13 protein-coding genes are annotated in these 14,415 nt (G+C 72.3%); 11 read left to right on the top strand and 2 right to left on the bottom strand.

Features of this window, described 5'->3' with window-relative positions:
* Positions 1 to 372 precede the first annotated feature (372 nt).
* From M3M55_RS03700 to M3M55_RS03685, 4 genes are all read left to right on the top strand, one after another.
* Complete coding sequence (locus M3M55_RS03700; RefSeq protein ID WP_249011478.1) at positions 373 to 624, top strand: hypothetical protein; 252 nt, start codon at positions 373 to 375, stop codon at positions 622 to 624.
* The gene (locus M3M55_RS03695) at positions 621 to 1,679 is read left to right on the top strand and encodes a fatty acid desaturase (protein ID WP_249011477.1); all 1,059 of its coding nucleotides are present in this window, start codon (positions 621 to 623) and stop codon (positions 1,677 to 1,679) included. Before M3M55_RS03700 ends, M3M55_RS03695 begins: the two co-directional genes overlap by 4 nt.
* Positions 1,680 to 1,873: 194 nt before the next feature.
* Positions 1,874 to 2,080, top strand: coding sequence for a cold-shock protein (locus tag M3M55_RS03690; RefSeq protein ID WP_249011476.1), 207 nt, complete (start codon positions 1,874 to 1,876; stop codon positions 2,078 to 2,080).
* A gap of 39 nt (positions 2,081 to 2,119) precedes the next feature.
* A complete protein-coding gene (locus M3M55_RS03685) occupies positions 2,120 to 2,353 on the top strand; it encodes a hypothetical protein (protein ID WP_249011475.1) in 234 nt (77 codons plus the stop codon).
* 26 nt (positions 2,354 to 2,379) lie between these two features.
* Here the strand turns inward: M3M55_RS03685 and M3M55_RS03680 are convergent, their stop codons facing one another.
* The gene (locus tag M3M55_RS03680) at positions 2,380 to 3,141 is read right to left on the bottom strand and encodes an Fpg/Nei family DNA glycosylase (protein ID WP_249011474.1); all 762 of its coding nucleotides are present in this window, start codon (positions 3,139 to 3,141) and stop codon (positions 2,380 to 2,382) included.
* Between the two features lie 112 nt (positions 3,142 to 3,253).
* Between M3M55_RS03680 and M3M55_RS03675 the strand changes: the two genes are divergently transcribed.
* On the top strand, positions 3,254 to 4,390 hold the full coding sequence (locus tag M3M55_RS03675) for a zinc-binding dehydrogenase (protein WP_249011473.1): 1,137 nt from the start codon (positions 3,254 to 3,256) through the stop codon (positions 4,388 to 4,390).
* A 142-nt stretch (positions 4,391 to 4,532) separates the two neighbouring features.
* A complete protein-coding gene (locus tag M3M55_RS03670) occupies positions 4,533 to 6,074 on the top strand; it encodes a glycosyl hydrolase family 79 C-terminal domain-containing protein (RefSeq protein WP_249011472.1) in 1,542 nt (513 codons plus the stop codon).
* Between the two features lie 30 nt (positions 6,075 to 6,104).
* Here the strand turns inward: M3M55_RS03670 and M3M55_RS03665 are convergent, their stop codons facing one another.
* The gene (locus M3M55_RS03665) at positions 6,105 to 8,873 is read right to left on the bottom strand and encodes a diguanylate cyclase (protein ID WP_249011471.1); all 2,769 of its coding nucleotides are present in this window, start codon (positions 8,871 to 8,873) and stop codon (positions 6,105 to 6,107) included.
* 442 nt (positions 8,874 to 9,315) lie between these two features.
* Here M3M55_RS03665 and M3M55_RS03660 point away from each other — a divergent pair, with 442 nt between their 5' ends.
* The 5 genes from M3M55_RS03660 to M3M55_RS03640 all read left to right on the top strand — a co-directional run bounded on the left by M3M55_RS03660 (position 9,316) and on the right by M3M55_RS03640 (position 14,413).
* Positions 9,316 to 10,431: a LacI family DNA-binding transcriptional regulator gene (locus M3M55_RS03660; protein ID WP_249011470.1), complete on the top strand. Its 1,116-nt coding sequence runs from the start codon at positions 9,316 to 9,318 to the stop codon at positions 10,429 to 10,431.
* A gap of 327 nt (positions 10,432 to 10,758) precedes the next feature.
* Positions 10,759 to 11,664 (top strand): ABC transporter ATP-binding protein, encoded by a 906-nt coding sequence (locus M3M55_RS03655; protein WP_249011469.1) that lies wholly within the window; start codon positions 10,759 to 10,761, stop codon positions 11,662 to 11,664.
* Positions 11,661 to 12,581: an ABC transporter permease gene (locus M3M55_RS03650; protein ID WP_249011468.1), complete on the top strand. Its 921-nt coding sequence runs from the start codon at positions 11,661 to 11,663 to the stop codon at positions 12,579 to 12,581. Before M3M55_RS03655 ends, M3M55_RS03650 begins: the two co-directional genes overlap by 4 nt.
* Positions 12,582 to 12,614: 33 nt before the next feature.
* The gene (locus tag M3M55_RS03645; RefSeq protein ID WP_249011467.1) at positions 12,615 to 12,959 is read left to right on the top strand and encodes a hypothetical protein; all 345 of its coding nucleotides are present in this window, start codon (positions 12,615 to 12,617) and stop codon (positions 12,957 to 12,959) included.
* 65 nt (positions 12,960 to 13,024) lie between these two features.
* Positions 13,025 to 14,413 (top strand): FAD-binding oxidoreductase, encoded by a 1,389-nt coding sequence (locus M3M55_RS03640; protein ID WP_249011466.1) that lies wholly within the window; start codon positions 13,025 to 13,027, stop codon positions 14,411 to 14,413.
* Positions 14,414 to 14,415: the final 2 nt, after the last annotated feature.

Here is a 14,415-nt window from a genome sequence, read left to right as displayed (position 1 = left end):
GCCTGACGCCGATCATCGCTAGAGTCCCGTGCTCATCTCGGCACCCGCTCGGACGCCCCACCGGCGCCCCCGAGAGCTGCCGCCGACCTGACGTCGTCTGTGGAGGTCAACCGCTTGCCACCGACGGATTGCCAAAAGGAGTCGTGTCATGGTTGACCAAGCCGTCCGGCTTCTGATGCCGCCAGTGGGAGGAACCGCCTGACGATGACCATGGGCGCCTGAGAGGGGCGCCGACAGCCCAGATCACCCTGACGGCTCGCGACGCGTTCCGGCCTCCCCCGGCAACGCCGCCGAGCGCCCGGTCCGGTGATCGGGCCCCCGCGACCGCCATCCGGCGGACGCTCAGAACCGAGTCTCTGGCCCGTCGCTGACGTGCTTGACGATTCCCCGAACGACAACGAGGACGGCAGCATGGCATCAAGCGGAAAACCCAAGACGACGATGGCAAAGCTTCAACGCGAGGCGGCGCTCCGTGAGCGCCGGGCAGAGAAGGCGGCCCGCAAGCAGATCCGGCGAGAGGCCGGGCCTGAGGCGGCTGGCGCCACCCCCTATGACCCGTGGGCGGCACTTCCGACCGACCCGACACCCCAACCCGAACCACAAGCGACCGTGGACCGATCATGACCGAATCCCTCACCCCCACCTGGAAGGCGGCGCTCGCCCCGCACGCGCGCGCCCGGACTGACCGCGCCGTCCTGCAGCTGCTCACCTCGCTGCTGCCCTATCTGGCGCTCACCACCCTGATGTACCTGACCCTCGGTACCTCGGTGCTCCTCACCGCGCTGCTGATCGTGCTCGCGGCCGGGTTCCTCGTCCGCACGTTCGTGATCTTCCACGACTGCACGCACGGATCCCTCTTCCCGTCCCGGCGCGCCAACCGCTGGGTCGGCATGGTGCTCGGCCTGTTCGTCCTCGCGCCCTTCCGCCAGTGGCAGCACGAGCACGCCGTTCACCACGCCACCTCCGGCGACCTCGACCGCCGTGGCGTCGGTGACGTGGAGACGCTGACGGTGCGCGAGTACCAGGCCAAGGGCCGCGGCGGCCGCCTCGCCTACCGGCTCTTCCGCACCCCGGCGATCATGTTCGGAATCGGACCGATCGTCGCGATGATGATCCTCCCGCGGATCCCGGTCAAGGAGGCCCGCCTGCGCCAGCGCCGCAGCGTCCTGCTGACCGACCTCAGCATTCTCGCCGCGATCGTCGGGTTCGGCCAGTTCCTCGGCTGGGGACCGTTCCTGCTCGTCTGGCTGCCCGCCGCACTGCTCGCCGGCTCCGCCGGGGTCTGGCTCTTCTACGTCCAGCACCAGTTCGAGGACGCCTACTGGGCGCGTGGTGACGACTGGGTCTACGCCGAGGCTGCCCTGCAGGGCAGCACGTACCTCAAGCTGCCGTGGCTGCTGAACTTCTTCTCGGCGAGCATCGGCCTCCACCACGTCCACCACCTCAACCCGCGCGTCCCCAACTACAACCTGGCGCGCGCCCACCAGTCGGACCCGATCTTCGCGACCGTGCCGACGATCGGGATCCGCGAGGGCCTGCGCGCAACCCGCTTCAAGCTCTATGACGAGGACGCCGGCAAGCTCGTCACCTGGGCCCAGGCACGCGAGGCGTTCGCCCGCCTTGAGCCGGCGAACGAACTGACCGGTCTCCGGGTCGAACCCCAGGGCGCGGTCGGCTGACCCCGCGCGAGGCCCCGTCCGACGGTGCCGCCCAGGCCACACCCCGCTCCGGTGGCGGGGTGTGGCGCCGCGTGCGCTACGCTCAGCCCAGGTCGAGCGCCTGCTTGATCACAAAAGCCGTGCTCGCGTCACCCCAGTTCGTTGCTCGTCAGCGCCTCCGTGTTTCGCCCAGCACACAACCGGAGGTACCACATATGCCCACAGGAACCGTGAAGTGGTTCAGCGACGAGAAGGGGTTTGGCTTCATCAGCCCCGACGACAATGGCAAGGACCTGTTCGTTCACCACTCGGCGATCCAGGGCGAGGGCTACAAGTCCCTGCCTGAGGGCGCCAAGGTGAGCTACGAGGCCGAGCAGGGTCCCAAGGGCCCCGCCGCGGCCTTCGTCGTCCTCGTCGACTGACACCCGCGTGATCACGGCCATTGGGGCCACCGGGCCCCAATGGCCGCCACTGCGCGCGGCGACCCGTTCCCGCTCCGGGATCATCGGGTCACCGGCACCCGGTCCGAGGATGACCTCAGGACCCTGGCGACGGACCTGTCCAGCCAGGACGGCGCGTCCTTGCGACCGTCAACGACGGCTGAGCCCCTCCAAGCCGGGCCGGCGGGGTTCCCCGCCCCCTTCCACGCGCGGTTCGACAACCTCGTGATGGCCCTGCGCCATGGCGCAGGCTGATCCCTGAGAGCCGGCCCGGTGACCGCCTAATCGACGGTCGGCGGCTCGGGCTGGCAGACCGGGCACCACCAGGTGGTCCGGCCGCCGATGCGATCACGGCTCAGGTCGCTGTGGCAGCGTGGGCAGAGGTGCCCGCTCCGGCGGGCCGGGATGAAGCTGGCGGTGTGGACGCCACCGTGAGCGATCGCCGCGCGGATCGCCGCCCGCAGCTCACGCCGGAGATGGTCGAGTTCGGTTTCCGTCAGCGACCCGGTCCGCCGGGTCGGAGCGATCCCCGCCTGCCACAGGCTCTGGTCGGCGAGCAGGTTCCCGACCCCGGCGATCGCGCCCTGATCGAGCAGACGCGCCTTGACCGGCGCGTTCCCCGCCCCGATCCGGCGGCGAAACTCGGTCCGGGTGACGTCGGCGGCGTCCGGGCCGACATGGTCGAAGTCCGGGTTGAGGACCGCGCGGCCGAGCCGGCGCTTGTCTCGCAGCGTGAAGAAGCTCCCGTCGTCGAAGTGGACGGTGAAGCGGTCCCAGCGCGGCTCCGCCGCCAGCCGGTCGATCCAGATTCGGCCGGCCATGCCGAGGTGCAGCCCGAGCGTCGGGCCGTCGCCGGCGAGCCAGAGGAACTTGCCGCGCCGGTGGGCGGAGAGGAACCGGTGGCCGACCAGGGCCGCGCTGATCTCACCGGGGGGATGGGGTCGACAGACGTAGGTGTCCGTGTCATCGACGGCGGCGATCCGGCGGCCGAGGATCTCCTCGAGGGTGAGGCGGGCGCGCTCGGCTTCAGGCAGTTCGGGCACGCCGTGAGGCTAGCGCCGGCCCCGAGCCCGGATCCCGCGCCGACGCGCACCTGACCCGTCCCGCCGGGCCCGGCGCGCGGTGTAGGCTGGCCTTCCCCGATCAAGGCCCGCCATGACCACTTCCCAGCCGACTCCCCGCCGCAGCCGCAGCCTGCGCTCGACGATCACCGCCGACGGCCACCTCACCCTGTCCCTCCAGGAGCGCGAGCTGCCCGAGCTGGCCGCCGATGAGGTGCTCGTGGCCGTCGAGGCCTCCCCGATCAACCCGTCCGACATCGCCGTTCTGCTCGGGCCGGTGGCCCCGGAGGCGCTGGAGGCCGAGTCGGGCACGCTCACGGCCGCGGTGCCGGAGGCCGCCCTCGGCCTGTTCCGGGACCGCCTCGGTAAGCCGCTGCCGATCGGCAACGAGGGGGCGGGGACCGTCGTCATCACCGGTGCGGACGCGACCGAGCTGCTCGGCGCGCGGGTCGCCCTGTTCGGCGGCTCGATGTGGGCCGACTACCGGGTCGCGTCGGGATCCGGGGTGCTCGTCCTCCCCGAGTCGGTGAGCACGGCGGCGGGCGCCTCCCTGTTCGTCAACCCGCTCACCGCCCTGTCCATGGTCGAGACGATGCGCGCCGAGGGACACCACGCGCTCGTGCACACCGCGGCAGCCTCCAACCTCGGACAGATGCTCGTGCGAATCTGCGCCGCCGACGGCGTCGGGCTGGTCAACGTCGTCCGCCGCCCCGAGCAGGTCGAGTTGCTGCGGGGCCTCGGCGCCGAGTTCGTCGTCGACTCCTCGGCCGCAAGCTTCCGGGAGGAGCTCACCGACGCGATCCGGGCGACCGGGGCCACCCTCGCCTTCGACGCGATCGGCGGCGGGACCCTCGCCGGGGACATCCTCGGAGCGATGGAACGGGCCCAGCCGCCGCTGGCCTCCTACACCCCCTACGGCAGTCCGGTCCTCAAGCAGGTCTACATCTACGGCGCCCTCGACTTCTCCCCGACCGTCCTGCGCCGCACATTCGGGCTCACCTGGGGGGTCGGCGGCTACCTGCTCACCAACGCCCTGGGCCGGCTCGGCGGGGAGGCGGTCGAGCGGATGCGCGCCCGGGTGCTCGCTGAGGCGACGACGACGTTCGCCTCCCACTACGCGCGGACGGTCGGGCTCGGCGACCTGCTCGACCCGGCGGTTCTCGCCGCCGTCGCCGAACGGCGGACCGGCTCGAAGTACCTGATCGACCCCTCACGCGACCGCGCCGGCTGAACCGACCGCACCGGGCGCGCTACACGGCCCCGACCCACACCCGCCCCGGCCACAGCGCCTGGCGACAGCGCCGGGCCACAGCGACCCGCCACAGCGCCTCCACACACGGACCCGACACCGAGCACGGTACCCTCCGTCGGCGATGGTGATCGACCGGGTCCACGGAGGACACCGCCGGGCCGGCTACCGGTGGCGCGTGCTTGGGGCGACGCTCACCGGGGTCGCCGTCGGCCTGCTCGGCCTCACCCCGTCCGCGGGGGCCCACCCGGCCCGCGGCGCCTCGTTGTCCGCGGCCGAGGTGACCGTCGGTCAGCCGCTCGCCGCGCCACCGGTGCCGGCCTCGATGATCGGCGTCTCCATCGAGTACTACGCGGTCGCCGAGACGCTCGGGGCAAGCCCGGCCCACGTCAACCCGATCTTCACGGCGCTCATCCATCAGCTGTCGACCGAACCGAGCATTCGGATCGGCGGCGAGAGCGCCGACTGGAGCTACGTTCCCGCCCCGGGGTTGCACCCGCCGCGCCCGGTCGTCTTCAGCATCCGCCCGGCGTTCAGCTCCGTGCTCGCCGCCACCGCCCGGCAGGTCAACGCACGCTACCTCCTCGATCTCAACCTGGCCGCCGACAACCCGCGCCTCGCGGCCGTCGAAGCACGCACCCTCGTGGACGGCATCGGGCCCCAGTACGTTCGCGCGCTGGAGATCGGCAACGAACCCGAGCTCTACTCGACCCTCGCCTGGTCACGCCCGCCGCTGCCGAAGATCTTCGCCCGCCCCCCCGGCTACACCCCGGCCGATTACATCGCCCAGTTCAACCAGTTCGCCGCCGGGCTGCCGTCGGTCGCCACGGCCGGCCCCGCGAGCGGAAGCCCGGCCTGGGTGGAGGCGCTCGCGGCCGCCCGCTCCCGGGCCGACCGGCTCAGCCTGCTCACCCTGCACGAGTACGCGCTGCGGCGCTGCGGCGTGCCGCCGACCAGCCCGGAGTATCCGACGGTGACCGCGCTCGCCCGTCCGGCGACCGCGGCGGACCTCACCGCCAACGTCGGGCCGGCGCTCGCCGCCGCGCGCGCCCGGCACCTTCCGCTCCGGGTCGATGAGATCGGCGACGCCGCCTGCTTCGGGGTCGCCGGGGTCTCCAACAGCTTCGCCGACGCCCTGTTCGCCCTTCAGGCCAGCTACGACCTCGCCCGCGCCGGAGTCGGCGGGATCAACTTCGACACCGTCCCCGCCGCCGCGCACCGGCTGTTCAACTTCTGGCAGGTGCACGGCGTCTGGCACGCGAGCGTCTCCCCGATCTACTACGGGCTGCTGATGTTCAACTGGGCCGCCCCGGCCGGCTCCCGGCTGCTTGCCACGACCGGGTCATCGGCGACACTCAGCACCTACGCGTCCGAGACCCCGACGGACCTCCGTGTCCTGATCGTCAACCCGGATGGCGCCCGTACCGTGACGGTGCGGGCGGGGATCTCGACGACCCACGCGGCCGCCCTCGTCGGCCTGCGGGCCCCGTCCGCCGGCGCGACCGGCGGGGTCACCATCGCCGGCCAGCGCTTCAGCCCGGCAACGACGACCGGGACGCTCACCGGCACCCCCCAGGCGACCTCCCTCACCCCGACTTCCCCCGGGACTTATACCGTCACGATGCCGGCCCACAGCGCGTGGCTGCTGGAGGTGCCCCGCGGCTGACGGCCTCCGCGGCCCGGCTTTTTGGTCGCCTTACCCCTCTGGCCGCTGGGTCAGGCCGGAGATGGCGAGTTGCGCGAGGTTGCCGTTCTCAGCGCTGACCGAACCGTCGAGCGCGGTGAGAAATGCGTCGACGACGGCCGGGTCGAACTGGCTCCCGGCGCACTCGCGCAGCTCCGCGCGCGCCATGTCGAGCGGCATCCCGCGCCGGTAGGGACGATCGGCGACCATCGCCTCAAACGCGTCGGCGACGGCGAGGATCCGGGCCGGCAACGGAATCCGCTCCGGCGGCAGACCTCGCGGATACCCCGCGCCGTCCATCCGCTCATGGTGGTCTCGCACCCACTCGGCGATGTCCGTCAGCCCGGCGTGCTCGAGGATCCGCGCTCCGATCTCCGGGTGGCGGCGGATCTCGACCCACTCGGCGGCGTCGAGGCTGCCGGGCTTGTAGAGGATCGCGTCGGGGATGCCGAGCTTGCCGAGATCGTGGAGCACCCCGGCCGCCCGGACGCGATCCACGCCTGTCCGGTCCAGGCCCATCACCGCGGCGGTTGCCCCAGCGAGGGCACCGACGGTCCGCGCATGCGAGCCGGTGCTCGGATGCCTCAGGTCGAGAGTTTCGGCGAGCAGCATCACCGCCGCAAGCCGGATCCCGTCGCTCTCTGAGCCGGGCCGTCCCCCACCATCCTGCATCTGCTCGAGGGCGAGCGCGGCATGATCGACGACGGCCATCATCACGGCGATCTGAGCCTCCCCGGGCCGGTGACCGAACAGCGGCTGGTCGACGGAGACGAACCCGAGGACATCGTTGGCCTGCGAGCGAAGGGGCAGCAGCAGCATGTCATCGGGATGCCAGCCCTCGACGGCGAGCGAGCCGACCGCCTGCGGCCGCCAGTAGGGCGACCCGCGATCGTGGTCGTAGCTGCCGGCCGGAAGCCACAGCGCTCCGTGGACGTCGATCGCCGCGGCGTGCATGTCGGCCCACTCCTTCTCAGAGACGCGGGTACCGAGCAGTTCAGCACGGGCGGCCGAGTCTCCGGACACGGTCACGACCTGGAACCCGTCCTGCTCGGCGTCACGGAGGTTGACGACGACGACCGAGAAGGAGAGTTCGATCCGGATCGCTTCGGCGAGCGCCTCGATCACCGCATCCTCCCCCTGCCCGCCGGCGGCGGCCCGCGACACCGCGAGCATGCTGCGCAGGTGCCGGGCCGCCGGCTCCTCGGGCACTCGTCCCCGACCGCCCGAGTCGAGCGGCACCGGACCGGCCGCGTCCGCGACCCGGTCGCGCCCCTGCTCTTTGGCCTGATAGAGGGCGGCATCCGCCCGGGCGATCAGCGTCTCGGGCGGATCGAGGCCGCAGGCGATCCCAATCGAGACGGTGAGGACGCCCGCCTCGGTGAGCGGGTGGTGGATGCCGGCGTGGGCGATGGCGACCCGGATCCGCTCGGCCACCTCCCGAGCCTGGTCGTGGAGGGCCCCGCGGAGGATGATGATCAGCTCCTCCCCGCCGAACCGGTAGGCGGCGTCATCGGCACGCAGGACCCCGCGCACGATCGCGGTCAGCGTCGTCAGCGCACGGTCCCCGGCGAGGTGGCCGAAGCTGTCGTTGTAGGCCTTGAAATGGTCGACGTCGCAGACGAGTACGGCGATCGGCTCCGCCGCCTCGCGTTGGCGGGTGAGGTACTTCGGCAGGTCGTCGGCGAGGGCACGGCGGTTGCCGATCCCGGTGAGCGGATCGTGGCGTGAGTCCTGGACGAGCTGGGCGTTGAGCCGGCCGAGCTCGACCTCGCGTTCGGCGAGCACGCGGAAGGCGGCCTGCTCGCGGTCGAGCAGGCCGCGAATCTGGCGGCTGATCAGGTTCGAGCGGACGATCAGCGCGGTCCCCGAACAGAGGACGCCGAGCAGCAGGATCTCCTTCACCGGCCGGGGCGCCCCGGCAAGGGTTTCGGTGAGCAGGACGCCGGCGAGCAGCGCGAGCATCCCGGCGGGCAGGATGACGCCGAGCTGATTCGACGATTGGCTCGGGGTGGCCGGCTCGGGGGCGCCGGCGGCCGTGATCGCCCCGAGGCTGATCAGGCTGAGGCCGATGACCCACAGCGGGTCGAGGATGGAGGTGCCCGACACGTAGGTGCGGTTCAGCAACTCGCCGCTCCACAGGATGAAGGCGGCGGAGATCACGGCGGTGCCCGCGAGAAACAGGCCGGAGGGCCAGAGCCGGAAGCCGCGCAACGTGCCGCCGAGCATCGCCTGCAGGGTGAGGATCGTCGCCGCCGCGTACACGCACGGGTAGATGAGGTCGGACACGCGGGCGGAGGGGGCGACAGGCGAGTGGGTCGCGGTCCGCCAGAGCAGGGCGAGACAGAGCCCGACCGCGGCGCACATCAGCGGCACCGACTCGACCGCCGCCACGGCGAGGTGCGAGCGTCCGCGCCGGTGGTCGGGCAGGACGCTGGCGGTGACGAGGAACGCAAAGGCCCACCACCCGAGGTCCGCCGGGTTCGGGTCCCCGGCGAAGCCGATGAGGCCGTACAGGTCCCAGATCAGCTGGGCGACGAACCAGCTCGTGCAGGCGGCCGTCCACAGCGCCCAGCGCCGGCGGTTCCCGGGGGCGGCGGACCGGTAGGCGGCAAAGCAGGCAAGCGTCGCGGCCAGCGCGGAGAACGACCACGCGATGTCGTAGGCGAACCCCGGCCCGAGGCCGGTGTAGCGCCCGACGATTCCCGCGTAGGCGAGGACGAGACAGCCGCCCACCACCACGCAAACCCGACGAGAGAGGCGGAGGCGGAGGCGGAGAGCCATATCCCCTCCCTATCGGCAGTCGGACTGTGAATGTGTAGGTCCCGGCGGCGGACCTCCGGAAACCGTCCAGACGACCGCCACGCGACCGTCTGGGCCGGCACCCCGAACGGCGGCGCGCCCGGGATCGCACGGCGAGCCCTCCTGGCGCACCGGCGGACAGAACTGGATCGAGCTGCCCGGAGATGACGAGCGTGCAGCGGGCGATCGCAACGAGCACTTCGCCGGCCACGCCCACACCTGTGGCCTGTGGATCAACTGTCATGCCATCAGCGGAGGCGTGCGCCGCGAGCGTGAGCCGCCGGGCTGCCGGCTCACGCCCGCTCCGCCGGACCGCCGGACCGCCGGACCGCCGGACCGCCGAGCGACGTGACGGCGGTCCGGGCGCTGCCCGACCGCGCGGGCCGGTGGCGGCGACCCCAGCGAGCCATTAGGCTCCGCCGCGATGGAGGCATTCGCGGGACCGGATGATCACCTCCCGGCCCAGCGCCGGGCCGGCATGGCCGTCACCAGCCACGACGTCGCCCGCGCCGCCGGGGTCTCTCAGTCCACCGTCTCCCGTGTGCTGCGCACCCCAGGCCGCGTGTCCGCCCCAACCCGGGAGAAGGTGCTCACGGTGGCCACGGCACTCGGGTACGTGCCCAGTGACGTTGGCCGCAGCCTCGTCACGCGCGCAACCCGGACGATCGCGATCGTCATCACCGACCTGACGAGCGCCCACGACACACACCTGATCGCCCCCTTGCACGATGAGCTGTCGGCCCGGGCGTACCGGATGGTCCTGTTCACCGAGCCGGTCGAGGGCCACCGCGAACGGCCGGACGGAGCGGAGCCACTCACCCGGGAGGAGGAGGTCAAGCCGCTGATCGATCGGCTGCTCAACCGGGCGACCGACGGGGTCGTGCTGACGACGAGCCGACTGGACGGAATCGTCCCTCGCGTCCTCACCCAGCACGCACTGCCGTTCGTCTTCCTCACCCGCTACACGGAGGGGATCGCCGCCGACTGGGCGATCGTCGACAACTCCCTCGGCGCCTCGCTGATCGCCCATGAGGCGATCCGGCTCGGCCACCGCCGGATCGGGGCGATCTTCGGGCCGGCGGATGCGAGCACCGGCCGTGACCGCGAGCGCGGAACCCGCGCGGCGCTCGCCGCCGCCGGGATCGAGCTGCCCGACCACCGGGTGCGCCACGGGCTGTTCACCTTCGCGGCAGGTTACGGGGCGATGACCGAGCTGATGGCGGAGCAGCCCGCCCCGACCGTCGTTCTCTGTGCGAACGACACCGTCGCGATCGGCGCCTTCAATGCAGCTCGCGCGCTCGAGCTCCGCGTGCCCGAGGACGTGTCGCTCGCCGGCTTTGATGATCTGCCGATGGCCGACTGGGAGGTCTTCAGGCTGACGACCGTCCACCAGCCGATCGAGGAGATGGCCCGGACCGCCGTGCGGCTGCTGATCGAGCGGATCGACGGGCGGGCGGAGGCGGAGGCGGGCCGCCAGATGGTCTTCGCGCCCCGCCTCGTCGTCCGGGACACCCTCGCCCCACCGCCGGAGGAGAGCTGAGTCCGGGGCCGGCCCCCACCGGATCTCTCCTCGGCCACCGGGCACGTACTCGCCGTCGACGGGGGCTGGACCGTGCAGTGGGTGGGGACGCGCGGCGCACGGTGGACCGGGGGCCCAACGGGGCCCCGCCGCCCGACGAGGGAGGACAAATGTGTCGTGGGAACGCATTTGTCCCCCCTCGTTCTGGATCCGCCGCCCGACCCGAGCCCGCCTGCTCACCTGAGCCGCCGGCCGCCCCCGCTGTCTGACCCGCCCGCGCACCCGCCTCACCGCCCGACCCCGGCCGGCCCGGCCGCCCCGCCTTCGGCCTCACCTATCCTCGCCCGGATGACCGGCGGCCCGGGGAACGCGATCGAGCTGCGGGGGATCGTCAAGCGGTTCGGCTCGCTCACGGCCGTCGCGGGGCTCGACCTCAGCGTGCCCTCCGGCGTCTGTCTCGGCCTGCTCGGCCCGAACGGGGCGGGCAAGTCGACGACGATGCGGATGCTCACCGGCCAGACGCTGGCGACCGAGGGGTCGATCACGCTGCTCGGCCACGCGCTCCCCGCCCAGTCCAAGCAGGCACGCATGGCGATGGGGGTCGTGCCCCAGCTCGACAACCTCGACGTCGAGCTCACCTGCCGACAGATCCTGTCGATCTTCGCCCGCCTCTATCGGGTCCCGCGCTCAGAGCGGGAGGCGGCGGTGACCCGGGCGCTCGGCATCGCCAACCTCGGTGCCCGCGCCGACACGGTCGTCCGCGATCTCTCCGGCGGGATGCGCCGGCGCCTGCTCGTCGCCCGCGCGCTCATCCACCGTCCCCGCCTCGTGCTCCTGGACGAGCCGACCGTCGGCCTCGACCCGCAGGTCCGCCAGGAGCTGTGGACGCTCATCGCCGGGCTGCGCGCCGACGGGGTCACCGTACTGATGTCCACCCATTACATCGAGGAGGCCGAGCGGCTGGCGGACACGGTCGCGGTGATGTCGGCGGGGCAGATCATCGCCCAGGGAACCCCGGCCGAGCTCGTGCGCGCTCACGCCGGCCGCGAGGTGATCGAGGTGTACGGCCCCCCGGCCGAGCTCACCGCCCTCACCGCGGAGGCGTCCCGTCGCGGCTGGTCACACCGACGCAGCGGACCCGCGCTGGCGATCCTCAACGCCGAGCGTCTCGACGGCGACGCACCGGCGGGCGTGCGCCGGCCCGCGAACCTCGAGGATGCCTTTGTCGCCCTCACCGGCGAGGAGATCGAATGAACCTCGAGACCGACCCGGCCGCGGGAACGCCCCCGCCCGGTGACCGCCCGCCCACGCCCGAGGGCGGCGACCCAGACACACTCACCCGCCGGCCGCCCGCCGGCCATCTGCCCGGCCCCACCCACGCCGCCGTCCCGGCGACCGTCCGCGTCGGCCGGCTCGAGCCGGCCGCGATCAGCGCGGTGATGGCCCGCGACATCGTCATGTTCAAGCGCTACTGGCGGGCGACGACGTTCTCCTCCGTCGTCCAGCCGGTGATCTACCTGCTCGCCTTCGGGCTCGGGTTCGGCTCCCTCGTCCACCACGTCGGCCACTTCCGGTACGTCCAGTACGTCGCCACCGGCGTCGTCGCCACCGCGGTTCTCTTCTCATCCGCCTTCCCGGGCATGTTCAACACGTTCGTGCGCTGGCGGTTCCAGCGCACCTACGACGCCCTGCTCGCCGCGCCGATCGACGCGGAGGAGCTCGTCACCGCCGAGACGCTGTGGATCGCGATCCGCTCGGGCGTGTACGGGGTCGCGCCACTCGTCGTCGGGTTCTTCTGGGGGTTGACCCCGGAGCCGGCGATGCTGCTCGTGCCGTTCATCGGTCTCATCACCGGCTTTGGCTTTGCCAACTTCGGGGTGCTGATCGCCGCCTTCGCCAAGACGATCGACAACTTCAACTACGTCACGAGCGCGGTGCTCACCCCGATGTTCCTCGTCGCCGGCACGTTCTTCCCGATCACCCAGCTCCCGGGCGCGCTGCGCACGATCGCCCAGTTCAACCCGCTCTATCACTGTGTCGCCCTCGTCCGCGACCTGTCGCTGGAGACCTTCCACCTCTCCGACCTGCTGCACCTCGGGGTCCTCGTCATCTTCGCCCTCCTGCTCTGGCGGCTGGCCACGACCCAGATGCAACGCCGCCTGATCGACTGACGAACAGACGACGATCTGATCGTGACCCCGCCCATGACCGACCCCGTCGGACTCGACTACGACCTCCACCTGCTGCCCCGCGGGCGGACCCCGTTCCGGCGCTGGCACTGGGAGCTGTGGCACGGGCCGACCCTGCTGGCCGCCGGGTGGCGGCTCCAGCCACTCGAGGCGCAGCGGTCGATCCGTGTCCACGCGGTCCGCTACGCCCACCGCCTCCACGGCCTGCGGGTCCTACATCCCGACGTCGACCATCCGGCGGAGGTCCCCTGGCAGGGGCGGACCCAGCGGTTTGTCTGGGGCGCGCTGCAGATCGAGCTGCGTCCCCGGGCCGCCCGGCTGGCCACCCAGGACATCTCCGCCGCTCCGCGAGCCGGTTGAGGGGCTCCGACCCCCCCAGGCGTACATCGCCGCATCCCCGCGGGCCGGGTGATAGATACAGGGGGGTGGAGATCATCGCCGCCCTCGGCGAGCTCGGACTCGGTGAGCGCCTGCTCACCACCCCGGCGGCCCTCGCCGCCTTCAGCTGTGACGGGCTGACGGCGTTCACCGCCCGGCCGTGTGCGGCGGTCCTCGCCGAGTCGACGGCGGAGGTCGTCGCCACGGTCCGGGCCTGCCACGCGACCGGGACGCCGTTCGTCGCCCGCGGCAGCGGCACATCGCTGTCGGGCGGGTCGCTGCCGGTCGCCGGCGGGGTGCTGATCGCCCTCAACCGGCTCAACCGCGTCCTCTCCATCGACCCCGAGTCGCGCACCGCCGTGCTCGAGCCCGGCGTGATCAACCTCGACGTGAGCCGGGCCGCCGCCGCCCATGGCCTCGCCTACGCTCCCGACCCCTCGAGCCAGTCGGTCTGCTCGATCGGCGGCAACCTCGCCTTCAACTCGGGCGGGGCGCACTGCCTCCGGCACGGGATGACAGCCAACCACATCCTCGGGATGACCGTCGTCCTCCCCGACGGGGAGCTGACGACCCTCGGGGGCCCGTCCCGGGAGGGGCTCGGGCCCGACTGGACGGGGATGTTCTGCGGCTCGGAGGGCCTGTTCGGCATCGCGGTCGAGGTGACCGTCTCACTGATCCCGATCGCCGAGGCGACCGCAACCTTCCTTGCCGCCTACGACAGTCTCAGCGCGGCCGGCGACGCCGTCTCGGCGATCGTCGCCGCGGGCCTGCTGCCGGTCGCGATGGAGATCATGGACGCGCTGGCGATCGAAGCGGCCGAGGCGTCGGTCAAGCCCCGCTACCCGCCCGCCGCGGCGCTGCTGATCGTCGAGCTCGAGGGCGACCGAGACACCGTCGCCGCCGACACGACCGCCCTGGAGGCGCTGATCGCCGTCTCCGGCGCCGTGTCGGTCACCCACACCGCCGATCCGGAGGAGCGGGCACTGATCTGGAAGGGGCGCAAGAGCGCGTTCTCGGCCGTCGGCTGGCTCGCCCCCGACTACATCGTCCAGGACGGCGTCGTCCCCCGCACCCAGCTTGGCCGGGCCCTCGCTGAGGTCGAGGCCCTCAGCGCCGCCGCGGGGATCCGCGTCGCCAACGTCTTCCACGCCGGCGACGGGAACCTCCACCCGCTGATCCTCTTTGACGGGGCGGAGGCGGGCGCGCTGGAACGGGCCGAGCAGCTCGCCGCCGACATCCTCAGCATGTGCGTGCGCCTCGGCGGCTCGATCACCGGTGAGCACGGGGTCGGGGTGGAGAAGCGCGCCCACCTGCCGCTGATGTTCTCCCCCGACGACCTCACCCTGATGGGGGAGATCCGCCGCAGCGTCGATCCGGGCGAGCTGGCCAACCGCGGCAAGATGCTCGTCCCCATGGCGGAGGGCACAGCCGCGTGAGG

This window comes from Conexibacter sp. DBS9H8 (assembly GCF_023330685.1).
Lineage (GTDB): Bacteria > Actinomycetota > Thermoleophilia > Solirubrobacterales > Solirubrobacteraceae > Palsa-465.
The sequence above is the reverse complement of the archived record's forward strand: the minus strand, read 5'-3'. Positions and strand labels throughout refer to the sequence as shown.